29 protein-coding genes are annotated in these 22072 nt (G+C 32.6%); 2 read left to right on the top strand and 27 right to left on the bottom strand.

Annotated features, from left to right (window positions below; all coding sequences use genetic code 11):
- Positions 1–4 precede the first annotated feature (4 nt).
- The 27 genes from DWX29_RS00205 to DWX29_RS00095 all read right to left on the bottom strand — a co-directional run bounded on the left by DWX29_RS00205 (position 5) and on the right by DWX29_RS00095 (position 20804).
- Positions 5–1432 carry a relaxase/mobilization nuclease domain-containing protein gene (locus DWX29_RS00205; protein ID WP_118564872.1) on the bottom strand — a complete coding sequence of 476 codons (1428 nt, stop codon included), beginning with the start codon at positions 1430–1432 and terminating at the stop codon, positions 5–7.
- Positions 1404–1751, bottom strand: coding sequence for a plasmid mobilization relaxosome protein MobC (mobC, locus tag DWX29_RS00200; protein WP_118029944.1), 348 nt, complete (start codon positions 1749–1751; stop codon positions 1404–1406). Before mobC ends, DWX29_RS00205 begins: the two co-directional genes overlap by 29 nt.
- Positions 1752–1943: 192 nt before the next feature.
- Positions 1944–2492 (bottom strand): JAB domain-containing protein, encoded by a 549-nt coding sequence (locus tag DWX29_RS00195; protein ID WP_118024851.1) that lies wholly within the window; start codon positions 2490–2492, stop codon positions 1944–1946.
- Positions 2470–2607: a hypothetical protein gene (locus tag DWX29_RS12580; protein ID WP_158574472.1), complete on the bottom strand. Its 138-nt coding sequence runs from the start codon at positions 2605–2607 to the stop codon at positions 2470–2472. Before DWX29_RS12580 ends, DWX29_RS00195 begins: the two co-directional genes overlap by 23 nt.
- A 4-nt stretch (positions 2608–2611) precedes the next feature.
- A complete protein-coding gene (locus DWX29_RS00190) occupies positions 2612–3628 on the bottom strand; it encodes a DUF5688 family protein (RefSeq protein WP_118564871.1) in 1017 nt (338 codons plus the stop codon).
- Between the two features lie 574 nt (positions 3629–4202).
- Positions 4203–4802: an AAA family ATPase gene (locus tag DWX29_RS00185; RefSeq protein WP_118024853.1), complete on the bottom strand. Its 600-nt coding sequence runs from the start codon at positions 4800–4802 to the stop codon at positions 4203–4205.
- Positions 4796–5260, bottom strand: coding sequence for a hypothetical protein (locus DWX29_RS00180; RefSeq protein WP_118564870.1), 465 nt, complete (start codon positions 5258–5260; stop codon positions 4796–4798). The genes DWX29_RS00185 and DWX29_RS00180 overlap by 7 nt, the downstream gene beginning before the upstream one ends.
- A gap of 57 nt (positions 5261–5317) precedes the next feature.
- On the bottom strand, positions 5318–5797 hold the full coding sequence (locus tag DWX29_RS00175) for a dihydrofolate reductase (RefSeq protein ID WP_118564869.1): 480 nt from the start codon (positions 5795–5797) through the stop codon (positions 5318–5320).
- A 49-nt stretch (positions 5798–5846) separates the two neighbouring features.
- Complete coding sequence (locus tag DWX29_RS00170) at positions 5847–6398, bottom strand: GNAT family N-acetyltransferase (RefSeq protein WP_118564868.1); 552 nt, start codon at positions 6396–6398, stop codon at positions 5847–5849.
- Positions 6399–6516: 118 nt separating this feature from the next.
- Positions 6517–6978, bottom strand: a complete 462-nt coding sequence (locus DWX29_RS00165; RefSeq protein ID WP_118564867.1) for a GNAT family N-acetyltransferase — start codon at positions 6976–6978, stop codon at positions 6517–6519.
- Between the two features lie 115 nt (positions 6979–7093).
- Complete coding sequence (locus tag DWX29_RS00160; RefSeq protein WP_118564866.1) at positions 7094–7432, bottom strand: inorganic pyrophosphatase; 339 nt, start codon at positions 7430–7432, stop codon at positions 7094–7096.
- A 156-nt stretch (positions 7433–7588) separates the two neighbouring features.
- Positions 7589–7717 (bottom strand): hypothetical protein, encoded by a 129-nt coding sequence (locus tag DWX29_RS13005; protein WP_278286946.1) that lies wholly within the window; start codon positions 7715–7717, stop codon positions 7589–7591.
- Positions 7718–8055: 338 nt separating this feature from the next.
- The gene (locus DWX29_RS00155; RefSeq protein WP_118564865.1) at positions 8056–8352 is read right to left on the bottom strand and encodes a polymorphic toxin type 50 domain-containing protein; all 297 of its coding nucleotides are present in this window, start codon (positions 8350–8352) and stop codon (positions 8056–8058) included.
- Positions 8353–8551: 199 nt separating this feature from the next.
- Positions 8552–8959, bottom strand: coding sequence for a hypothetical protein (locus tag DWX29_RS00150; protein ID WP_118564864.1), 408 nt, complete (start codon positions 8957–8959; stop codon positions 8552–8554).
- Between the two features lie 200 nt (positions 8960–9159).
- Positions 9160–9870, bottom strand: coding sequence for a class B sortase (locus DWX29_RS00145; protein ID WP_118564863.1), 711 nt, complete (start codon positions 9868–9870; stop codon positions 9160–9162).
- 22 nt (positions 9871–9892) lie between these two features.
- Positions 9893–13876, bottom strand: coding sequence for a SpaA isopeptide-forming pilin-related protein (locus DWX29_RS00140; protein ID WP_243053208.1), 3984 nt, complete (start codon positions 13874–13876; stop codon positions 9893–9895).
- Positions 13877–13920: 44 nt separating this feature from the next.
- Positions 13921–14067 carry a hypothetical protein gene (locus DWX29_RS12875; RefSeq protein ID WP_243053207.1) on the bottom strand — a complete coding sequence of 49 codons (147 nt, stop codon included), beginning with the start codon at positions 14065–14067 and terminating at the stop codon, positions 13921–13923.
- A 274-nt stretch (positions 14068–14341) separates the two neighbouring features.
- Entirely contained in the window at positions 14342–14656 is a 315-nt protein-coding gene (locus DWX29_RS00135; protein WP_118564862.1) for a hypothetical protein, read from the bottom strand.
- 84 nt (positions 14657–14740) lie between these two features.
- The gene (locus tag DWX29_RS00130; protein ID WP_118564861.1) at positions 14741–15166 is read right to left on the bottom strand and encodes a hypothetical protein; all 426 of its coding nucleotides are present in this window, start codon (positions 15164–15166) and stop codon (positions 14741–14743) included.
- A 51-nt stretch (positions 15167–15217) separates the two neighbouring features.
- Complete coding sequence (locus tag DWX29_RS00125; RefSeq protein WP_118564860.1) at positions 15218–16147, bottom strand: CAP domain-containing protein; 930 nt, start codon at positions 16145–16147, stop codon at positions 15218–15220.
- Positions 16148–16180: 33 nt separating this feature from the next.
- The gene (locus DWX29_RS12575) at positions 16181–16345 is read right to left on the bottom strand and encodes a hypothetical protein (RefSeq protein ID WP_158574471.1); all 165 of its coding nucleotides are present in this window, start codon (positions 16343–16345) and stop codon (positions 16181–16183) included.
- A gap of 4 nt (positions 16346–16349) precedes the next feature.
- Positions 16350–17447 (bottom strand): DUF6017 domain-containing protein, encoded by a 1098-nt coding sequence (locus tag DWX29_RS00120; protein ID WP_118564859.1) that lies wholly within the window; start codon positions 17445–17447, stop codon positions 16350–16352.
- A gap of 3 nt (positions 17448–17450) precedes the next feature.
- On the bottom strand, positions 17451–18314 hold the full coding sequence (locus tag DWX29_RS00115) for a ParB/RepB/Spo0J family partition protein (RefSeq protein WP_118564858.1): 864 nt from the start codon (positions 18312–18314) through the stop codon (positions 17451–17453).
- Positions 18292–19089 (bottom strand): AAA family ATPase, encoded by a 798-nt coding sequence (locus tag DWX29_RS00110; RefSeq protein ID WP_118564857.1) that lies wholly within the window; start codon positions 19087–19089, stop codon positions 18292–18294. The genes DWX29_RS00115 and DWX29_RS00110 overlap by 23 nt, the downstream gene beginning before the upstream one ends.
- Positions 19082–19534, bottom strand: coding sequence for a mobilization protein (locus DWX29_RS00105; protein WP_243053206.1), 453 nt, complete (start codon positions 19532–19534; stop codon positions 19082–19084). Before DWX29_RS00105 ends, DWX29_RS00110 begins: the two co-directional genes overlap by 8 nt.
- Positions 19527–20612: a site-specific integrase gene (locus DWX29_RS00100; RefSeq protein WP_118564856.1), complete on the bottom strand. Its 1086-nt coding sequence runs from the start codon at positions 20610–20612 to the stop codon at positions 19527–19529. The genes DWX29_RS00105 and DWX29_RS00100 overlap by 8 nt, the downstream gene beginning before the upstream one ends.
- A gap of 9 nt (positions 20613–20621) precedes the next feature.
- A complete protein-coding gene (locus DWX29_RS00095; protein ID WP_118564855.1) occupies positions 20622–20804 on the bottom strand; it encodes a DNA-binding protein in 183 nt (60 codons plus the stop codon).
- A gap of 612 nt (positions 20805–21416) precedes the next feature.
- Between DWX29_RS00095 and DWX29_RS00090 the strand changes: the two genes are divergently transcribed.
- Positions 21417–21800 (top strand): hypothetical protein, encoded by a 384-nt coding sequence (locus DWX29_RS00090; protein WP_118564854.1) that lies wholly within the window; start codon positions 21417–21419, stop codon positions 21798–21800.
- Positions 21787–22053 carry a hypothetical protein gene (locus DWX29_RS00085; RefSeq protein WP_118564853.1) on the top strand — a complete coding sequence of 89 codons (267 nt, stop codon included), beginning with the start codon at positions 21787–21789 and terminating at the stop codon, positions 22051–22053. Before DWX29_RS00090 ends, DWX29_RS00085 begins: the two co-directional genes overlap by 14 nt.
- Positions 22054–22072 lie beyond the last annotated feature (19 nt).

Raw genomic sequence — 22072 nt, 5'->3', positions numbered from 1 at the left:
TCTTTTACTTTGCGACATCGTGTCGTGAAGTTATTTTTTCCTGCTTTGCGACATCATGTCGTAAAGTTTCTTTCTGTTCTCTGTATCTAATGTCTTTTAAGATTCCGTAAGATATTCTCATATCTTTTTTTAATTTCTTAATTGTTCTGTTGCATTCATCAATTAACGATTGATAGTATGCCTCTAACTTTTCCGCTTCCTTGTAAGTAAGTTCTTCGCATTTTAAAATTTTCCTTGCCTCTTCTACAAGATTATTTTGTTTTTCAAACGTTTTGTCTCCCAGCTTATAAAATGCTGCTGCCTGTTTTTCTTTCTTAATTGTTCTTACTGCTTTGAAGATTTCTTCATGCTTACTATTTTCCTCTATCAAAATCTTTTTTGCCTTATTGGTTGTCTGAATCTTAGCCTTTATTAACTCCTGCGCTTTTTCTAAATCCTCCATAGTCTCTATGTCATAATTTGAAAGAAATAGATATTGTTTCTGCAATATATTCAACTTCTTAATGTCATCCTTATATTTATAGTTATTAGAATATGAACGCTTCTTAATCTTTTTTAATTTATAAAGTATGGCAAAATACTGTTTCTGTAATCCTGTGAGTCTTTTCTTTCTAATATGTCCTCCGTAACTTTTAATCCTTAGTCCTTTTGGCATATCAATATGTTTGTACTCAGCTATGCTTTTCTGTGATATTCTTTTTCTGATTATTTCCTCCGAATAGTTTTCTCCCAGAGTTTTAAGCCTTCTAAACCTCTCCATTCCCTTAGGCTTCACAGAAATGTACTTGCCATACTTTATCGTATAATCCTTTTCTTCCATCATCTGTATGAACATATCAAAATCTGTTGCCATAATAATGCATTCATCAACATCCTTTTTTATCTGCTCATTCCAAACAAACGGACCATTTTTAGAAACATCCCATTCCTTTTCATCATCTTTAGCTTTATTTTGTTCTAGGGTGTGAAGTCCATATTTATCACAAATTTCATCTACTAACGGTTGAATCTGTCTTTCCCAGTCTCCCTTTTCGTATCTGTATTTGTAACCATCTGTAAATCTCACACTGTTCCAGATGATGTGACCATGAATGTGGTTGGTATCATTATGTACCGAATAAACAGCCTCATAATTATCTGCCAAATACCTGTTAACAAACTCTTTTATTATTTCAAATGCTGTCTCAGGATTTGTTTCTTCCTCTTCAAATGAGATAATAAGATGATATGCCTGTCTCTTATCAGTTTTGCCATATATCTCTTTGGTAGTTCGCATACATTCATATGCATTTTCCACCATACAATTAACAGCTCCCACATAAAGTCCATTCATAGTCTTTTCACTTTTTGTAATGTAATTTAATCCGGTTTTTAAATGATAAGTTTCCGAATTCATATGTGGATTAATGTGAAGAATTTTGCTTATAGCCATTCTGTTTTAAAAGACTTTCTACTTTTTCGTTTAAAATTCTCATATATTCCATTAATCTTGCCTTATCAATTTCAGAATACAATTTACTGTTATTGTTTTTTACAACCTGATTAATGTTATGACCTATGTAGTTGATTTCATTTGCCAGCTTATAAATTGCTTTTATAAATTCAGGATCCATATTCTTATCAAGCTTTGCAGCATATCTTACATAAGCTGAAAAATTCATGTTCTTCTTTTTAGCTTCCTTCATAATTTTTCTGCATTCATTTTCTGTAAGACGTACACGCTTTGTAATATCCTTGTTGTTCTTTTTCAATACAATCACCTTCTTCATTTCCTGTATTCTTAGCTAGACAGGTAGCGGGTATGTATATTGCAAGATACGCATTTGTAGCTACAAATGCATTCTTGTTAGGATAAATCCTAAAACCTTTACATCTCGCCTGTCGGCTCGACCCGTGCTCCTACTTTGCAGGGGCATCCATAGGATTACCTAACCCTAAAACCTCTATCTGGCTAATTTGTTATTTTTCTCTGTCAGCTGATTTAAATTAGGTTCTTTAAATTTTAAGAATTCCAAGCTAACCTCATAATTTACACTTTTGTTAAACTTAACAACTTCCTTCATTTTCATACTGAAAAATTCATCTCTGTTGGGACCTACAATAATGTGGTCCAAAAGTGGAATTCCTATCATGTCACAAGTATCAATCAGTTTTGAAGTTGTTTTTATATCTTCTGTTGAAGGAGTTAAAATTCCTGTTGGGTGATTATGCAGAATCATTATGTTTGTTGCATTTGAAAGTATTGCCGATTTTAATATATCCCTTGGAACAGCCAATGACTGATTGACTGTTCCAACACTTACCACATTAAAATTTATCGGTTGCAGTTTTGAATTAAAATTAACAACACAAAGCACTTCTCTATCCATATTTCTAATAAAATCACCTACAATTTTTGCTGCCTTTTTAGGCGTATCAAGTTGTTCATCTGATACAAGTGGTGCATCATTTATCAATCTAATAGATACTTTATTCAACTTTGTTTTTTCCATGCTTTATCACCTCAACGCTTATATATACTTCTTCATCTTCCTTCAAGCCTTGTAATGTGTTCTTAATTATTTCAATCACATCTTCAATTTCTTTAACTTCGATTTTTTTATCCATTTTTCTACCTAGCCTTTCCCTCTTCAATTTCCGGTACTTTTTCCTTAATGTCATCAGAGATTGTTCTTTCAAATTTATTTGTTGCAAGTCTTAATGTTCTTGCGTCTTTATCATAGTGGTAAACCTGATTTGACAATCTGTCACTAAGTTCTACCTGATCCATATTGATTTCATAAACCATATCCGCAAGTTCATTGGCATCTCCAAACTTGTCACTAATAGCAATCACCTCATGCGTAGATGATGGCAATATATAAAGATCCGAATCAAGCTGCTGTGATAAATCATATAAATTTTCTTCATAAAGCATTGCTGCCGCTCCAAACAATTTTGACTTATTTGTAATAACGTACATTGATTTGTCATCCGGTGTTTCTGTCATCATATTTCTGAACTCTTCATCTTCCGGCAACAACTCACCGTCTTCTCCAAAAATAATTTCACTTATAACCTCAGCCATATTTCTAACTTCTGATGGGAAAATTCTATTAGTGTTTCCCTTTGCAAGTCCATATAATTCTTCTTCACTTTTTCCAATTTTCTCAGCAAATTCATTAGTCACTATGTTGGTGTATAAACCATTGCTGTCAACCCCTACATTCCAACGATATATAATTGCCAAATCTTCAAATTTCCTATGTGGAACATTTTCAAGAAGTTCTTTGTTCTGCTCTGCGTTTACTAATGTAAAAATAATATTTTTATCTACATTACTAAAATCTAATCCATTGTTTAATGGTGACTTTTCAAAGCCTTCAATAGCCTCCTTAAAAGTTTCGCTTAATGCTTCCATAACACCTTCAAAGTCACCTGTTTTTTCATAATTCTCAAAAATGCTCTGTAATGATATTGAAGGTGATGCAAAATCATTTCCCGGAAGATTTAACAATGACATCTGATCTACCTGCATATTAACCTTTGTTACTTCTCTAATAAATGCTTCTGCGTCCTTGTATTCCTCTCCAAGATAATTTTTAAATTCATTCTGAACTTTCTGTTTGAATTCTTCGTAATTCATCATTTTGTCTTCCTCCTGCTAATATGAATTTTGCCAAAAGAAAAACGCCAATGGATGAACTTAACTCACTAAGTTCATTCTTGGCGTTTCTTAATTTGCTTATTAAATTGTTATGTATCAGTCCTAGGTTTCTGATAGATATATAATATCATGGAGATGGGAAATTACCTAAAAGTAGGAGTGTTAAATTTTGTGGGAAATTACAGTTAGGATGATAAAATAATGATTCATAAGATTTACTATACTGTTACAAACCATATTATCTAGAAATTGTCATAATAACTGCTTCTCAATAACAATAATTGGTTCTTCATTTTCACCAATCATCTCAACAGATATCTTATTCACCACTACTATGAATTTGTTATCTATGTTTCTAATGGATTCAAAAGCTTTATTAAGTGCTTGTGCATCATCTAACTTGCCAACTGTAATATGTGGTTAATCAATATTGTCAAGCTCTGGAAATATCATTATTGTTTGCAACATACACCCTTCTACAAATTCCGACTTTTCCATCCCTGAAATTTGGATTTTATTAATCTCCTTTCAGCAATAAAATTTACATCTTCAGCAACTACTTTCTTAACCATTCAAGAACTTTTCGTGCAATTTCTGCAGGAGTTCCATTAGTACAATCTAACGTGTCATACTTTGTATCATCCAAAATATCATGGGTTCTGAAATAATTATTATAATCTACTGAACTCTGAATCCAACCGGCATCATCTATACCTCTTCCTTCAGTCATTCTCTTTCTAATAGTTTCTGGTTCTGCCGTAAGTGCTAAAACTTTTATTTCAGAAAAAAATCTTTTTCCATAAGCGCGAGAAAGTCTATCTAAGCCACCAGCCATTGTCCATACCACTGCTTTTTTACTTTGAGAAATATCCTTTGTCAAATAAAAAATCTGCTCTATCAAATTATTTTCTTCTTCATCATTTTGTGGCCAGGCAACATTGCGCAGCCAATCTACGTCCAAAATAACATATTCATCTGTTAATTTTTGCAATTCAATTGCTGTAGTTGTTTTTCCAACTCCACTACAACCAGTCAAAAAATATATGGGTAACTTTTCAAACTTCCATTCATAACCACATTTTGGACATTTTATTGTATTTCCATCAACCTCCTTATCCCATTCATGATTTCCACACTTAGAACAAATTTCTAACATTTTATAATCTCCTTTAATTTCTCATAATCATCTTTTCCTGTTGTCCACACAATTGCTGGAATAGCTTTTACATTCTTTTGTCTAAACATTTCCAATCGATGTCTTCCATCGCATACATAAAAACCATTATCACTTCTAAACTCAATAATAAGTGGTGGTGGATTCCAATAAGCTGTAGACTCGACCATCTCATCAACTATACTAAAAAAATAATCTATATCATCTTTTTTACTTAAATACTCTGGAGCGCCCTCTTTAATATTATGTAACAAAGTAATATCAAACTGAACTATTCCTGTATAGAATCGCTCTTCTATTAACAATCCATCTGCTAACGCAACATTATGTCCATCACAACGAAGGAATTGTTGTATCCATTCCTCTGTTCGATTTCTCTTACAATATTCCATTGCAGTTTCTAAGTTTCCATATTTAATATTTTCTATCTCTTCTATCATTTTCGAAATTTCCCTGTCCGCTTAATTCCTTATTATTGTTAAGAAAAACGTAAGCTACTATTGCTTATTCTTTCTTCTATATATTTTTCTTATAAACTGTTCATTATTCTCAGACGTTTCTACAATAAATATATCAAAATTATTATCATCAAATTCCGGGAAAAAGACATCACCTTTCGCTACATTTATATTAATCTCAGTAATGTACATTACGTCCACAAGTGGTATGGCTTCTTTGTATACTCCATAGCCACCAGCTATATATACATCTTTTCCTTTTGCAAATTCTATAGCTTCTTTTACACTAGATGCTGTATGAAGATTTTCACCTATATATTTTTTAGTATTCGAAATAACTATCGTTTCTCTATTTGGAAGCGGGCGACCAATTTCATCGTATGAATTTCGTCCCATTATTACAACATTTCCTGTTGTAAGTTCCTTGAATTGTTTTTGTTCTCCCTTTATTTTCCACGGAATTTTTCCATTTTTTCCAATAACATTATTTTTTGAACGGGCTACTATTAAACCTATCATATAAATTTTCTCCTTATATAAAAGTTTTTACGAGACTAATTTCCCTGGTTTACCTTTTCAATATAATAATCCAATATCTTTTAATCTTGCATCCATCTACATCTATTGTTTTCTCATAAATACCTTCATTAGCAAGTATTACCTTTTCACTTGCTTTATTATTAGCATCACATGTAACAAGCATTTTTTCTATTCCTATTATTTTTGCCTTTTCTATATTTAAGCGTAGCATTTCTTTCGCATACCCTTTACCTCGTTCAGAAGGTCGCACAGAATATCCACAATGTCCGCCCCACGTTCCAAGAATAGGATTGTTTATATGATGTCGCAAATCTATCACACCTACTATGCAATTGTCCCTCTTTCGCACAGCTAAATATGTATGGTAAGGTACTGTTGAGTTATCACTCTCTGTTGCCTCAGCATGTTTTCTAAATTCACATATTTTTATCCATTCCTCGGCAGATTTACATGTATCAAGGGATAGGCAACCTGCGAATTGATCGCCACATGTTGCATCATATTCTAAAATTTCTTGACGAAATTTCCAAATATCTTCTGCATATTTATTTTCAGGTTCAATTAGCTCAATTTCTTTCATTGTCTTTTTCTCTTATCTTTCGCCACAACTTCCAATTTATATGTAACTTTTTCTGTAACACAAATATTAACCTCTTTACGAATTGTAGCTTCCATCTATCTTAATATAAATAACCATACTATAATTCACATTCTAAAATTTCATTTTCCGATTTAAAACCATTCCTTGTATACCAATCAATGGCCTTATCACTTGGCCATACAATAATATTTTCACATCTGTTTTGTTTCAGGTAATTTTTTATGTAGGATAATATTTCTGTTCCTATTCCCTGATTTCTGTACTCTTTTAAAGTGTATACATTTGTCAAATATGCTATATATGATTGTTTTTTATTAGGTTTTGGAACTTTTCTAATCATGTTTACAAACATTGCTGCAATTATCTGTTCATTCTTTTCCATTATAAATATTTTATATACACTCTCTGTTTTTAAAAAATTTACATATTCTTCTATAAATTCATAACCATCTATTCCTGTGATATTATCCTCACCATATGTAGCATCATCTTCTTTTTTATGTTCCCATCTCATATGAGCTAACTGTAAGAAATCTTTTTCTTCTGCTAACCTAATCACTTTATCATTTTCTCCTAACTAAAAACAAATTTATTATGCTGATTAGACAATAATCAACAACTACATTCTAATAAGTAGCATTGCTCCTATTTTGAAATAACATCAAAGAAACATATTAACCATTCAATCTCTCACATAATATTTCATGCTCAAAATATTTCTCCTGAAACTGTACCTGTTCTTCTATCTGTTCTTTAGAATATAGTTCATCTTCTGGTGCCACAACCCATTTATCTTCAACATCATTTAACCTATGAATTATCGCAATTACTTTCCCTGTAAATTCTTCAACCGGTTTATTTACACCCAATATATAAGCATCTTGTTCTTCTCCATCAGGTGCCATTATTCCTTCGATATATCCATAATTTATCGGATAATAAATATCTTTATGCTTTGGGTGATATGTCCCCATTGGTCTATCAACCGTAACTTTTACAATCTTTCCTAACATATTATTTCTCCAAATAGTATTTGATATTACAAATACTATGCAATTCTACTTATTTTTAGATTCACGGCTTTTTTCTTTTATAATATTATCATATACATTTAGCTATTGAAAGAAAAAGCCGGTTTTGAATTCACAAAACCGACTTGCATATAATTCCTATTTTAAACAATTTATCGAAATCTCATTTAACTCACTTATTAATTTGTCATCTTGCAATTTCTTTACAATAGGCATAAATATTGCTATTGTTTCTTTTGCTCTTTTTTGTCTTTCTCGTTCTTCCATATACTCTTCCTATCGGTTTTCCATCAGCATATATAATCCACAGATTGCCATCTAATTCCTAACATGTTCCTATATATGCAAGATTAAGTATGTCCTCCCAGCTTCCCACATATTTTTCTGTTCTCTGCTTGGTTTGAGTTTTAACACCTACTCATAGTTATCAAATGTTAAATCTGTTAATTCTATCTTCATTTTTTCTGTTACTAACAAATCTTTTTATTATTTAATATGAATGATTATTTTTAATATTATCATATTTACTTATCAATAACTACAATACATATAATTGTTTAATTATCTATATTTCAGAAAAAGTGTCTTTTGTGTAATTATTCACATCATCTGCCCATCCAACTTGGTCTAGCTGGCACTATGTGTAACCCATTCTTGGAATAATGTATTATACCAACTGTGGTTTCATATTTTTTATTTTTTTGTTTATTTATGTAAAAACCAATAATTTCTTTAAAATCTACCCTTTCTCCATTATCTCTTGCAATTTGACCTGTTCCTGCATATTTTTGAAGTAATTCTTCCATTTTTACCATTGATAATGTTGTGATGCTTTTACCTTCCTCCTCTTTATAATTCTTATGACCTATTATGTGTTTTCCTTGCTGGTCCTCGTGAATCAATTTTCCTCTCTACAATAATATTTTTTCTTTTTGTTCAATAAATTTAATATTTTTTATCAATTATGTATCCCTGCCTTTCTTCTTGGATACATAATTATTCTCTACTTTAAATTCATTTTATTTGAAAACACGAAAGCACCCTTGTTTATCATCAATTAAACAGAGTGCTTTCTCTTAGTTTATACTTACTATGTATGATTTATAAATTGAAATCTTCTTTAATTTGTTCTAATGCATATTTTATTGGCATATATTTAGTTCTAACATATTTTGTTGCATAATAATATAGCGTAACAAAGACTATTGGTGCTATTCCCAGTATAACAACACCCCAATCATTCACTTCAACCTTCGTTATTGATAGGACTCCAATAACACATGTTGTAATTAATGCAATTATCGATACTAAAAAGGCTGAAAAATTTAAATCTAATTCCGTTTCTACTTCCATACTATATTGTAAAAACTTGTATTTATCATTTCCTATTTCTTCTCTCAATTTATTTTCATAACATTTTATTATATTTTCTTGATGTTTTAGGTTTCTGCATTTTTTTACTTGCTTTATAATTTTCTTTAATTTTTTGTAATAAACAATATTAATCATAATAACCTCCTATTTTCATATTAACTTATTAAATCCATTAATAATAATTTTCCTAACCGTATTCATAGTTACAACTTATCATTTATACGTTACCTCCTTTCTACCATCTTACATAAATAAGATGATATTTTTTTCGTAAAAAAACACTAATATACAAAAAATATTTTTTTCTACATTTACGATATTTTTTTGCATCTTTTTTAGTAATACTGCACAATCATCTTCCCTACAATCGCAATTCTCCAATCATCCCCTTTCCCATTATCACAAGTAGACAACATCAATATCTGCTCCCCATACTTAGGCTTATCCCCCTGTCTCCACAAACTATGCTCCTCCACCTTATCAACGAACTCATCATACTCTTCCTTATCCCTTGCCATTACAAATTTCCAGTATTCAAACTCATGTATGTTAACAATCATCACTGCAAACACTTCATACTCCATCTTTTTATCCGTTGTAAAATATATCTTCCTGTGCTTATTAAAAAACTCCTTATCCTTATACTGTTCCAGTGCTCCAAACATTTTTCCACCGTTTATGTTATGACCGTAAATAATCAGATTGTCTGATTTTTCCACATCACAGTATGCACTTAAATATGGTGTCCCATAAAAACTGTAATTCCTGTTAAAATCATGATTTAAATAAAAATCCGGATTATCCTTTGTCTGCATAACAAGATAACTTATGGTGGTTCCCGGTATTTCCACATAACCTATGCAGTCTTTGTTTTTCTTTACAAGACCATTTACATCTGACTTCTTTTCTGTCACGCTCTCCTGTATGTTTTTAAAATCATTCTCATACTTTTTCTCTGCTCTTTTTTCCTTTAAAAAAGGGACAGCTGCAATCACAGCCATCCCCACTAAAAGAAGTATCAGAGATATTTTAATTATACTCTTCATCGTCCTTCTCCTGTTTAAAATTTTATTTTGACTTGTCCTTCGCTCTTACGCATGCAAAACATCCAAGTGCAAGTAATAATGAAATAAGTGAAACTACCATTCCTGCAGTCCTTCCATTAATGCCTGTCTGTGGTGTGTCTGGTACCACAGGGATTCTTTCATCCGTAACTGTAAGTTTCTGGATCTTTCCTGTGTCCTTAATCCTGATTTTCTTATCCTTTGCAATCTTGTAATGCTCTGGTGCATCCACTTCCTTAAATGTGTAGGTTTCTCCTGCCTTAAAGATGCCTTCTATGAATTCTGCTTTCTTTCCGGTTGTAAACTCATACACCTTTTTGCCCTTGCTGTCGTATACCTTGTACTTTGCACCGCCAAGCTGTTTCTTTGTGTCTGATGCAATCTTGTTGAATTTAACCTTGATTGTGTCATCAACCATGTTTACTTTCTGAATCTCTCCATTGTCAGCTATTACAAACTCAATACTTGTTGCTGTCGCGTATCCGTCTCTTGGTTTTGTTTCTGTTAACACATAAGTTTTACCTACAACATATTTTCCTTCAATCACATGACTTTGTTCTGATGAAACCCATTCATCCATTACCTTTCCTGTGTCCTTATCAGTTACCTGCATGTGACATCCCGGAAGTTCTTTTCCATTGGTAATGTCTGTCTTTGAAAATTCAATCTTTGTTGTGTCATCATACATTATCACCTGATTATCAATGTTTTCATTGAAGCTGTCACCATTCCTAATAAGTACCCTTGTCTTTGTATTTTCATCATCACTTTCCACAAGTTTAAATGTACTGTCATTTGCAGTTGCAAAACCGTCTGCCGGCTTTGTTTCTGTTAATGTGTATTCCCTGTCATGAAGTAAGCCATATATCTTAACTTCATAACCGTCACCTTTTTCTACATGAACATTATCATATCCCATCTCATCAATCTTTTCATTTAACTTAACTGATGAAATGTCACCTGTAATCCAGCTTACGATTTCGTTACCGTTTTCATCACTGATTTTCAAATGGCAGTCCTTAATCTCAACTGATGATGCAATCATCCTTTTGCTGATTACTGTTTCAGTCTGGTCTTCCTTAACCACTGCCTTTGCTGATACAACTGCAGTTTCCTGATCCTTGTATTCAAGATGTACCTGATGTTTTTCCCTGTTAATGTAATAACTCTTGCTAACACTTTCTTCAAGGAAATAGTAATCTCCTGAATTTAAGTTTCCTTCCATCTTTCCATATCCTTCATCCATTACGGGCACATCAAATGGGATTTTCGCCTTTCCTTCCTTATCTGTTGTTACTGTTGCAATCTTTTCACCTGCAGCAACAATTACATTTCCATTCTTGTCATAAATGTTGTCCCTTGAATAAAATTCAAATTTTGCATTTCCAACAGGTACAGATGTTTTTGAATCCTGCTTTTCAAGTGTAATGTCCGTCTTTACCATGTCATTGTGTATGTCAATCTTTCCATCCTTTGAGTTTTCAGAAATGTCTAACACATACTCATCATCCTTGTTACTCCATTTAAAACTTAAGTCCCAGGATGACTGTTCTGGAAGAACATAACCATACTTTGTCTTTACTTCCTTTAAAGTGTACTCTCCAAGCGGTACATTAAGTGTCATTGTTCCGTCATCATTTAACACGTAACCACAGATGCCATTACAATCATTTGTAAACTCTGCCTTTTCACCTGTTGTAATTTTTGCAACAACTGAATCCTTCTTAAACAATACTGTTCCCTGATTATCCTGTGACATAATGTCATCTTTTGCTGTAAGTTCAAACACAACACCGTTTAGCAATGTCTCCTTGTAGTCAAATGGATTTGCAGCAATGTCATTTGACATATTGCCATCATCTTCCTTCTTGCATAATTCAGGACCAGTCTTGTTTATTGTAAATTTTCCGTAAGTCACGTCATTATAGTACTCACATTCTGCGTACAGATATTCCTTACCAAGCTTGTCCACCATGGTCTTGTATGAATTACTGTTAATCTCAACCATCACCGGCTGTCTGTTTACCCTGTACCCTTCGGGTCCTTCAATTTCATAGACCTTGTATGTGCCGGCTTTTAACTTTTCGTAAGTAATGATTTCTCCTGTTTCATCTGTTACAAATCTGTCCACAACCTCAATTGCATTTCCATTACTGTATGTCTGTGTAACAAGTGTTTCACTGCCATCTTTATTTACCTTATAAATCTGGTATGTTGTTCCTGCCTTTAAAACTGTCTGATGTGTCTTTGAATCCTTCTTTACAATCTTTAAATATGCATTGAATTCAGGATTGTTTAAAAGATACTTGTATGTCTTTCCATTTTCCTTTACATTCACATAGAAGTCAGGACATTTTTCAGTGTTTGCTGCTCCAGCTGTCTGATGAACCACGTATGTTCCGTATGGCATTTTCTTTGACTTGGCATAACCTGTTAAGTCTGTTGTAAGAATGTCCCTTTCGGTAGCCTTTGCCTTTTCATATGAACCTGCACTTGCAAGATAAATCTGAAACTGTGCATTGTTTTCAGGTGAAACAATTCCCGGCTTTCCGTTGCCCATTCCCTTGATAATTGCCACGTCACCTTTTACCACGTCCTCATCAGCCTGTGTCTCTGCAGAATTATACTCATTTGTAAACTGCTGACCGTCTTTTGTGATTGTATATACCTTTTCATTTTTAAGGTAGCCTTCAGGCGGTGTAATTTCCTTTAAGTACATATTTACACCACATCTGTAATAGTCTGTTTCAAATGTACCCTTGGCATTGGTCTTGTATGACTTTACAAGTTTTGTGCATGCTGCATCTGAATATACTCCATACACTGCACCTTCCAATGTTGCATCTCCCTGTGGTGTACTGCCTGTTTCAGAATCCTTTTTCCACACAGTCATTTTGACTTTCTTGTATTTGTCCTTAAGAACGGGCTTGTATGCAAGCTTGTAATTACTGTATGACTCTTCTGAAGTTTCAGGCCACTTTCCGTCACTGTTCTTTTTCCATGAGTCAGCCTTTTTGAGTGTTACTGTAACCTTGTTTGCTGACTGACTGGTAATCTTGTTTGAACCTGCATCAACAACAAACGATGTAAGAATGTTGTTGTTACCTGATGAGATTTCTTCAATTACGTAATTGTTTGAGATATCATCCATCTGGTCATTGATGTCATTCTTTATTAACTTTTCTGCTCCTGCTTTTGACAAATCTGATGCATAATCATATCCCTTATCATCTAATTCATCCTTAATTAGTTTTTTATCACTTGATGACATATCCTTTAACTCTTCATCTGCTACATAATAATAGCTCTTAGAATTTAGTTCGTATGTAAAACGAAATACGATTTTTCCTTTAGAATCTGTTTTTACTTCCTGACTAAATTTGTTAGCATCATCATCTACATCTTCCTTAACAGAATCTTCCCAGCCATTGTACTGATAAGAATATAACTGCTTTATATTTTTTGCCGTAAATCTAAAAGTGACCTGAGGAAGTTCTTTTCCATCTTCATCACACTTTTGTAATGTAATTCTCTGACGGTAATAGTCTTTTTTACTAATAGGTGTATACTTGTATTCTTTTGTGTTTCCTACAATTTCCATTAGTTCCTGAACTTCATCACTATCAGTTTTTCCACTGTATTTCCATTTTGTAATTGTACACTTAACTACGCTTGTCCCTTCAAAAATATCAGCATAAAGGCTATCATTTGCATAATATCCTGTATTATTTTTAACTTGTTTAATTATATCCTTTAATCCGGTTTCACTTGTAATACCTTCTTCAACAGCCCATATAAGACACTGTGCATAAACCCATGCCTTGTTTGAACGCTTTTTTGTTTGATCATACCAATATCCTATTTTTGTCTCCAAAGCATTTTTCTTATTAGAACTATCACTTGATATTGTACTGTTGGATGCAATGTATGTGTATCCGGTATGACATGCCTTTCCTAAGTCTAAGCAAAACACATCATTTCCATCCACTAATGTTTTTACCCATGTTCCACTTTCACTCTTTGACCCGATATTTACTGTTCCAAGTTTCCAAGAGTTACTATACCTGCCTGCTTCTTCTCTCCATTGCCTGCTGCTGCAACATTGATTATAGGAATCGATGTTACCACCGTTGCTATTGCTAATATTGTTGCCGTAATTCTTTTTAATTTACCTAACATTTACTTTCCTCCTGACAAAATAAAAAACGCCAAGAATAAAACTCACATATAATGAGCTCATCTTGGCGTTAATCTATTAATTTGTTTTTTGTCATTCCCGGTTACTGACAATCATATTTTAACATTGATTATCTATTTTACCTAAAAGTCATACTGTTAAAATTAAATTTATATTTCAGCAGGAGTGTGAAAATATTGGAAAAAGCTCCACCATTTTTTATAGTGGAGCTCTAAAGCATATATAATACTTATTTAAATATACAAATAGCCAATTTTATATTTTTGTGTATGTATTTGTATTTGAACTATCTTTTTGTGGATTAACCTTAATACCCAACTTACCTTGATTATTATACAACTTTACTCCTAAATTAGATGGTGGTGACTGGACTAAATCTTTCAGTGCAAACTGAGAACCTGATGGCATTTCTCTAATTTTATCCATAATATTTTTCCACATGTTTGCATATGTTCTTTCCCTTAAAGAAATATCCTTACAATATGTTGGAACATCTGGGTATCCATCTGCTAATGCTAACTTTTCTAATTTTGACCATTCTGTTTTATTTACTGTAAATTGTACTCTCATAAATAAGACCTCCATACATTCAGTTCGGTGTTTGTTCAACTACCTTTATATTCTTAGCCTACACTATTCTCTATATTATATCAATTACTTTTTTCTATATTTTTGTTTTAAATTTTCATATTCCACATCACCAACTTTTATTATTTTTCCTATCTTTAATGTATGACCACATAACTTCCAGCCTTCACAAAAATACCATTTTTCTAATTTTCTAAAATCTTTATCCTTTTTATCAAAAATCACTTCTGCAAAATAATCCCCATAGTCTCCTTCAGCATCAAATATATCTTTTTCATTTGCGAAAAAAAGTTCCTCTTCTGGAACTGCATTTATAGTATTTATATTGATTTGATTTTCTTTATACTCATACCAATACATTGCACCTTCTGGGCGTTCGCGATACAAATATCTAAAATATCTATGTTCCGATTTTGCTAATTCATATTTTGATATATAAAACTTTGAACGTCTTTTTTTTAATTCATTTTTAATATAATTAATTATATTCACTGTTCTTCTCCTTCTCTCTATTATAATTTAAAAGAAATCATATACTTATTCTTATTGTTTTCTTAATTTTCCATCTATATCCACTCCACCAAATATTACTACCCAATATGTGTTTCCACCTTGTTTATAGCAAGCAATGGCACCTGCTCTGTGTTCTTCATCTATGATGTTTCTATAATGTCCCGGGCTACTTTTCCATCCTTCCATAGCAGACTTATATGTATAATACCCCATTGCAATATTTTCTGCATTTGCATACATATGATAATGTATATAACCATCGTCTCCCTCATATGGTATTCCACCATCTTTTAGTCCATACTTTTTTTCTAATAACTCTGTCGATGTACTTATAAATTTATTATGACTGAAATCATTAACAAGTTCCTTTGCCCTTGCTTTACATATTTCGTATAAAACATCCGACCAAACGATACTTTGTTTTCCAGCACTTTTTCTATATTCATTCTGCAATACAAAAGCCTGTTCTGCTGCATATCTGTCATAATATTTTCCCGGCAATTTAAAGTTGTTATTTATCTTATAAAGTGCCGAATTTGTTTTTATTGTCTTCTTTTTTGACCAATTACCGTAAACTCTTTCTCCATTTATTTTTCTATAAGCTTGTACTTTAAATTTAAATTTGTCCTTTTCTAATAAATTGGTGAATACATAACTTGTCTTTTTTGTATCTTTAATTTTTCTCCACTTCTTTGATGCAACACCATAAGCATATATCTCATATCCATTTGCATTCTTCACCTTTTTCCATGAAGCTTTAATTCCATATTTGTATTTAATTTTCTTTTTTCTCATATCCTTGGCACTAACTATGCCTTTATAATACCTATAATTAGTTTTTGTTTTTATTGATTTTACTTGTCCCAAAGTATCAGCCTTTACCTGAATATTTGTACCAATTCCCATCATCAAAACAAACATCCCCACAACTATCAGCGTTCTTTTTAATTTTTTTATCATTTGTCAAACCTCCCAAGCTATAAATAACTGTCTTTAATTATACTCTACAACTCTTATTAAAGAAAACACAATTTTAAATACTGCTATAGTCAATACTAAAAATATCTTTAGCAAACTTCTCAGTACTGCAATTGTCACTCTGCATATAAACATTATAATTGCTATTATGCATTCCACTAAACTTTTTGCTCTCTCCATAACCTTACCTCCTAGGTGCATACTGTGGCATATCATGATTTACCTCTGCTGTATAATACCCATTCATTGTTGATGGTGCATTAAACAATGATGCCAGCAAATATTTTTTGATATTTTTCACTTTGGTTGTATTTGATTTAAAGCAACTCATGACATACTCCAAATGTGAAAAATTAAGTTTAAGAAATCTTGATTTTACAACTTCCTTCGGAAACGAATTGCTCGCTATGACAATATAATCATTCGTGCTAACTGTAACTTCTGTCATCATTTCAACTATTCCATCGATAAGTTCTGCATCAAGTGGATAACGTTCTTTCAATGCATCGTATTCAATATTATCTTTGATTAGTTCCATATAAAGTTCATATTCAGATTTTTTCTTATCGCATCCCATCCTATCTGCTTTAGGCATAGTTGTACTAAGCCCTTTTTTATGCGTCCAATTATCTGCACCTGTCATATCTGGCTCTTCGCCTTCTGTTAGCGGATAAGATAAGATATTAGTATTAATGTTTTTAGTATTATTTATATTAGTATTATTAGGGTCCAATTCTTGAACCTCTTGAATTTCATTTTCTGAACTTCCGGAAGTATAATTATTGAACTCCTTGTAGTTCAATTTCTGAACTTCCTGAGTTTCAATTTTTGAACTTCTTGAAGTATAATTGTTGAACTTCTGTGTATTATTCGGTGTTTCTGGTGTATTTGTATACCTTCCACCCAAAGTTTTTTCTTGTTCTGTGCTTTCTTTTTCCACAAGAAAACTTTTAACATATAATATGTTTGGAAGCCCCAAACCTCTTTTCTTTTTTTCAACTAATCCAAAATCTACCAGCTCCTGCAGATATTTCACAGCTGTTGCTCTTGCCATATTCATATCGCTCATAATATCTTTTATTTGATAAATAATATAAACTCTGTTTTCTTCATCCAGCCATCCGTTTTTCATAGATAAACTCATTCTGTCTAAAAGCAAACCATATAGCATCTTAGCGTCCACTGATAATCCAATGAACGCCTTATCATGTACTAACAATTTAGGTACTTTTATGAAACTATATTGGTCGGCTTGTTTTCCATAATAATATTCAAATGCCATACACTAATCCTTTCCTTTCTTCCATTCCTTTAGCAATGAATAGATTACTTTCTCCATTTCTTTTTTCGTGTAAGTCGAATCAAAAAATTCAGACAACTTGTTTTCTTTAAGCGTCACATTGCATATCTTTTTTTGTACCTTTGTCTTGTCAGCAAATAGTATTTGCCTTACTTCTTCTAATGACAAATTTTCCTGATTTTCTCTAATCATCCGTACATTGTCTTTACTTACCTTTTTACCTTTGCAAATGTTTTCATAAATTAATTGTTGATATTCCGTTTTCAAAAATGAAATCTCTACACCTAGTACAAATGTTATTTGTTTATCATCCACCAATTTGCTTAATTCTCGTATTAGTTCCGTAAGTCTTATGTATCTTTGAACCTGTCTGTCTGAAATTCCTGCCAACTGTCCTATCTGTTTTGCCGATGACATTTCATCTGAACTTTTTCCCTGATGTGCTAAGGCTTCCATTTTCATTTTATAAGCTTTTGCTTTTTCACTTGGTAATGTATCTTCTCTTTGAAAGTTTGCATCAACCATAAGTGGTATTGCCTCTTCATGACTTATATCTTTTATAATTGCCGAAACTTTTTCCTTTCCTGCAATTTCACAGGCTCTCTTTCTTCTGTGCCCTGAAATTATTTCATATTCACCATTGCCCAATGGTCTTACCAATAAAGGTGATAATATTCCATTGTTCTCTATTGATTTAGCCAGCTCTAACATTTTTTCGTTATCAACCACACTGAATGGGTGATCTTTAAATTGATGTAATTTGTTTATATCTATTTCACTAATCATATCGTTGTTTACGCCAAGTAATTCATTGTAACTTGTTAACTTAATTTTCTCTCTTGTTGCCATGTTCTAAAACCTCCTCTGTAACTTTCACATAACTTTGTGCTACTTTTCCTTTCGGATTATGTTTAAATATGCTTGTACCTTTAATTGGCGTTTCTGCTGCTCTAACAGACATTGGCACTATGCTCTTAAATATTGGAATATTCGCTTCGTATGTTTCATAGATTGCTGTTGAAATATCCTTTGCGTAATTGGTTCTATAGTCCATCATTGTAAGTAAAATACCTTCAATCTCTAGTTTGGGATTAATCTGCCTTTTTACTCTTGCGATTGTCTTTATTAACTGTTGTAAACCCTTTACCGGTAGATATGAAACCTGCACTGGTATCAATACTGTATCTGCACAGGCAAGGGCATTAATTGTAATAATTCCAAGACTAGGCATACAGTCAACTAAAATATAATCGTAATCATCTTCTACTTCTCTTATAAACTCTCTCATTAGCAATTCTCTACTCATAACATTTACTAAAGAAACTTCTATTCCTGATAATTCAATATTTGATGGCAATATATCTATTCCTTCTTCGTGCCTAACTATTCCTCTATTGGCTGGTAACTCTTCTTCGTTTACTATATCCATAAGCACATTTGCAAGTGTATAATCTAACTGGTCCGGTTCATTTATACCTACACTAATTGTCAAACTTCCCTGAGGATCCGCATCTATTAAAAGTACCCTCTTCCCTTCTCTTGTCAAACCCACTCCCAAATTTAATGTTGTTGTAGTCTTTCCTACTCCACCCTTTTGATTTGCTATTGCTATTATTTTACACATTTGTTTTCTCTCCTTCTTCTCTAAAACTTTTTAACTTTCTGTTTCCCATACTGCTGTTTTTAAGCCTTTTTTGTTCTGCCATTTTCTTTTCAAAGTTCTCCACCCTCTGCTGCTCTTTTAGATTCTCATTTTCCTCTATCTTTAAAAGAATCATTGAAATTACTTTAATCAATTCCATTAATTCATCATTTTTAGGCGTAACTTTATCCAGCCTTTTTAATTCTTCATATACATATGTAAGTTGCGCCTTAAGGGCTCCAAACACGCGAATGGAACCCTTTACAACTACTTTATGGTCTGTTGTTTTCTTTATTAAATAATCCTGCTTTGTAAGTCCTGATATGTCTACAAGTCTATTTAATAACTCTGCTTCTTCATCAGAAACTCTAAATGCAACTACTCTGCTGCGCCATCTTCCTTTGCTATCCAATTTTCTATCAGACATCTCCTAATTCTCCTTTAATTTCATCCAGTTTATTAATCATCTCCAATTGCTTTGATGGGAACAAATGCGCATAGTGATATGTAATTCTTACACTTTCATGGCCCATTCGTTCTGCAATCTCCAATGCTGAAAATCCCATATTTATAAGAAGTGAAACATGACTGTGTCTTAAATCATGCAATCTGATTTTCGGTACTCCCGACATTTCACTTCCCCTTTCCATTTCATGTTGAAAATATCTTTTTGATAATGGAAATATTCTTTCTTTTCCGTCAGGCTCATACATACTATTAATCAGGTCTTCCATTTCTTCATTTAAAAACTCCGGCATATATATTGTTCTTACACTTTTTGCAGTTTTAGGAGTTAATATTAGCTTTTCACCTCTTACCACCTGATAATTTTTAGTAATGGAAACCGTCTTCTTTTCAAAGTCAAAATCTTCCGGAGTTAGTGCTAATAATTCTCCAATTCTTAATCCACACCAATAAAGCATTTCAAATCCATAAAATGATAATGGCTTGTCCATCACACATTCAATAAATGCTTTATATTGTTCCTGTGTCCAAAACATTATGTTGCCTCCTCTTTTACTTCCCATGCTGCCGGCAATCTTTGCAGGATTGTTCTTCAAATCATAAAATTTTACAGCATGGTTGAATATCGCGCTTAACTGTGCGTGTAATGTTGCAAGATATGACTGGGAATATGACTTTCCTTGTTCATCCCTATACTCAATCATTTCTTTCTGCCAATGTCTTACATCCTTTGCAGATATCTCTATCATTTTTCTTTCTCCAAAGAACGGTATGATTTTTGCTTTTACCGTTGTTTCCTTGTTTTCCCAGGTTGTCTCCTTAACTCTATGCCTTACATCAGCCTCGTAAATCTCATAAAATTTTGAAAATGTCATATCAAGATTAAAATTTCTTTTAAGCTTTTCAGTAGTTTCCCATTCACTTGCCTCTCTCTTTGTTGCAAATCCACGTTTTGTTGTCTGTTTCTTTACTCCGTAATAATCAACGTAACGAAACTTTACATACCAACTGTTTCTTTTTTCATCTTTGTAAACTGACATTTTTTCCTCCTACTCCTCGTTGTAAATAAGTTTCTTAAAAAAGTACTTTGTATTTACTTTTCCTCGAACTACGATATATCCTTTTTCTTTTAGTTCAGCATTAAGCATTCTTATGATTTCATATGCCTTTCCTTCTGAAATATTTAGCATCTCTGTTACATCCTGAACTTCCATAAACATCTTATCTGTCATATTTCTAATCTCCTTTCTCTCTCTTGATTAAATTGTTTTTGTTTGACCGTAGTTCTACTTTAGTCCTTTTACTTTCCAAATAGGAGTTAGTGGCACTATACCTTTTCCTTTAATAAACTTCTTCTTTCTCTTGTAACCAACATTAAACAAATTTGTTTTTTTATCAGGCTTAAAGTTCTAATTTCCTTTATTTATCGGCTTTTCAAGCAAAAAAAGAAGAGCTATTTCAACTTATTAGTCAAAATAACTCTTCTTTTTCTTAATTTTGTTCTCAAAATGTTCTCATAAGAGACTTATATTCTGTGTTTTCCCTTTATTTATGGGATGTTCGAACATACGTTCACTTATTCAAACTCTTCCCAAAGGAAGTATCATCAAATCAAAAATGCTGATTTTATGCGGCATTCCACAGCATCTGTTTCATCTAATGTTACTCTTTTCATATCGTTTTCAAAAACTTTAGTAGCAAATTAGTTGCAATTATTCAATCATACATCTACGAAATTCATGGCAGATATAATCTACTTTTACTACTAAAAACGAATAATCAAATGTGGCTTGCGGGTGCTTAACTGTGCCTGCTGCCACACCCTCTATGAAAGGAGCTTTATCATGAGCAATCAACACAAACATCCAACTATAAGTTTTAGAATCAGCGATGCTGAACGCAAGCAAATCGAAGCCCGCATCCTTGCCAGCGGCATGATGAAGAAAGATTACTTTGTCCGTTCCTGCATCTATAACCGCATCTGCGTTGTCGGCAAGAAAGAAACCATATATCCTCTTGTACAGACTGTTAATGCACTGTATCTACAATTAGTTAAAATGCAGAAATCATTTATTGAATGCTATGAACATCAAACTTTAAACAATCTTCCTACAAGCAATAAAATCAAGGAACTGCAAACTGACTATAACAATATGCTTACAGCCATCATTGATCTGCTTGATGGTGCTAAGTATCTGTGGGAAGGAGTACATCATGAAACAAAATAATCCTTGTTACCTGTTTGGTATGTATGAACCTGATACTAATTCCGTTATCATTAATGCTATCAATGATACATATTCCGGTACGTCTCTTATTATCAGTTGTGAAGAATGCAATTCAGCTGTCTTACTTGATACACCTGATGATATCGCGTATCTATATCGGCTAGCACAAGAGAATCCTCTGCTGTATGCTGAATTAGCTTGTAAACCTAATGGATTACAGGAATATGTGGATGCTATGAATGAGTTTAATTAATTTTCCCAAAGTTGAGATA

Source organism: Eubacterium sp. AF19-12LB (genome assembly GCF_003479125.1).
In the GTDB taxonomy this organism is placed as follows: domain Bacteria; phylum Bacillota; class Clostridia; order Lachnospirales; family Lachnospiraceae; genus Eubacterium_U; species Eubacterium_U album.
The sequence above is the reverse complement of the archived record's forward strand: the minus strand, read 5'-3'. Positions and strand labels throughout refer to the sequence as shown.

What these genes read in the sequence shown, in the direction of transcription:
- DWX29_RS12580 (WP_158574472.1), bottom strand. Translation starts at nt 2,607, where the DNA reads ATGGATAAAAAAATCGAAGTTAAAGAAATTGAAGATGTGATTGAAATA.
- DWX29_RS00120 (WP_118564859.1), bottom strand. Translation starts at nt 17,447, where the DNA reads ATGGCATTTGAATATTATTATGGAAAACAAGCCGACCAATATAGTTTC.
- DWX29_RS00195 (WP_118024851.1), bottom strand. Translation starts at nt 2,492, where the DNA reads ATGGAAAAAACAAAGTTGAATAAAGTATCTATTAGATTGATAAATGAT.
- DWX29_RS00085 (WP_118564853.1), top strand. Translation starts at nt 21,787, where the DNA reads ATGAAACAAAATAATCCTTGTTACCTGTTTGGTATGTATGAACCTGAT.
- DWX29_RS00145 (WP_118564863.1), bottom strand. Translation starts at nt 9,870, where the DNA reads ATGAAGAGTATAATTAAAATATCTCTGATACTTCTTTTAGTGGGGATG.
- DWX29_RS00150 (WP_118564864.1), bottom strand. Translation starts at nt 8,959, where the DNA reads ATGATTAATATTGTTTATTACAAAAAATTAAAGAAAATTATAAAGCAA.
- DWX29_RS00160 (WP_118564866.1), bottom strand. Translation starts at nt 7,432, where the DNA reads ATGTTAGGAAAGATTGTAAAAGTTACGGTTGATAGACCAATGGGGACA.
- DWX29_RS12875 (WP_243053207.1), bottom strand. Translation starts at nt 14,067, where the DNA reads ATGTTAGGTAAATTAAAAAGAATTACGGCAACAATATTAGCAATAGCA.
- DWX29_RS00095 (WP_118564855.1), bottom strand. Translation starts at nt 20,804, where the DNA reads ATGACAGATAAGATGTTTATGGAAGTTCAGGATGTAACAGAGATGCTA.
- DWX29_RS00100 (WP_118564856.1), bottom strand. Translation starts at nt 20,612, where the DNA reads ATGTCAGTTTACAAAGATGAAAAAAGAAACAGTTGGTATGTAAAGTTT.
- DWX29_RS13005 (WP_278286946.1), bottom strand. Translation starts at nt 7,717, where the DNA reads ATGGAAGAACGAGAAAGACAAAAAAGAGCAAAAGAAACAATAGCAATA.
- DWX29_RS00170 (WP_118564868.1), bottom strand. Translation starts at nt 6,398, where the DNA reads ATGAAAGAAATTGAGCTAATTGAACCTGAAAATAAATATGCAGAAGAT.
- DWX29_RS00175 (WP_118564869.1), bottom strand. Translation starts at nt 5,797, where the DNA reads ATGATAGGTTTAATAGTAGCCCGTTCAAAAAATAATGTTATTGGAAAA.
- DWX29_RS00190 (WP_118564871.1), bottom strand. Translation starts at nt 3,628, where the DNA reads ATGATGAATTACGAAGAATTCAAACAGAAAGTTCAGAATGAATTTAAA.
- DWX29_RS00135 (WP_118564862.1), bottom strand. Translation starts at nt 14,656, where the DNA reads ATGAGAGTACAATTTACAGTAAATAAAACAGAATGGTCAAAATTAGAA.
- DWX29_RS00185 (WP_118024853.1), bottom strand. Translation starts at nt 4,802, where the DNA reads ATGTTAGAAATTTGTTCTAAGTGTGGAAATCATGAATGGGATAAGGAG.
- DWX29_RS12575 (WP_158574471.1), bottom strand. Translation starts at nt 16,345, where the DNA reads ATGGAGAGAGCAAAAAGTTTAGTGGAATGCATAATAGCAATTATAATG.
- DWX29_RS00105 (WP_243053206.1), bottom strand. Translation starts at nt 19,534, where the DNA reads ATGTCTGATAGAAAATTGGATAGCAAAGGAAGATGGCGCAGCAGAGTA.
- DWX29_RS00205 (WP_118564872.1), bottom strand. Translation starts at nt 1,432, where the DNA reads ATGGCTATAAGCAAAATTCTTCACATTAATCCACATATGAATTCGGAA.
- DWX29_RS00110 (WP_118564857.1), bottom strand. Translation starts at nt 19,089, where the DNA reads ATGTGTAAAATAATAGCAATAGCAAATCAAAAGGGTGGAGTAGGAAAG.
- DWX29_RS00115 (WP_118564858.1), bottom strand. Translation starts at nt 18,314, where the DNA reads ATGGCAACAAGAGAGAAAATTAAGTTAACAAGTTACAATGAATTACTT.
- DWX29_RS00125 (WP_118564860.1), bottom strand. Translation starts at nt 16,147, where the DNA reads ATGATAAAAAAATTAAAAAGAACGCTGATAGTTGTGGGGATGTTTGTT.
- DWX29_RS00180 (WP_118564870.1), bottom strand. Translation starts at nt 5,260, where the DNA reads ATGATAGAAGAGATAGAAAATATTAAATATGGAAACTTAGAAACTGCA.
- DWX29_RS00090 (WP_118564854.1), top strand. Translation starts at nt 21,417, where the DNA reads ATGAGCAATCAACACAAACATCCAACTATAAGTTTTAGAATCAGCGAT.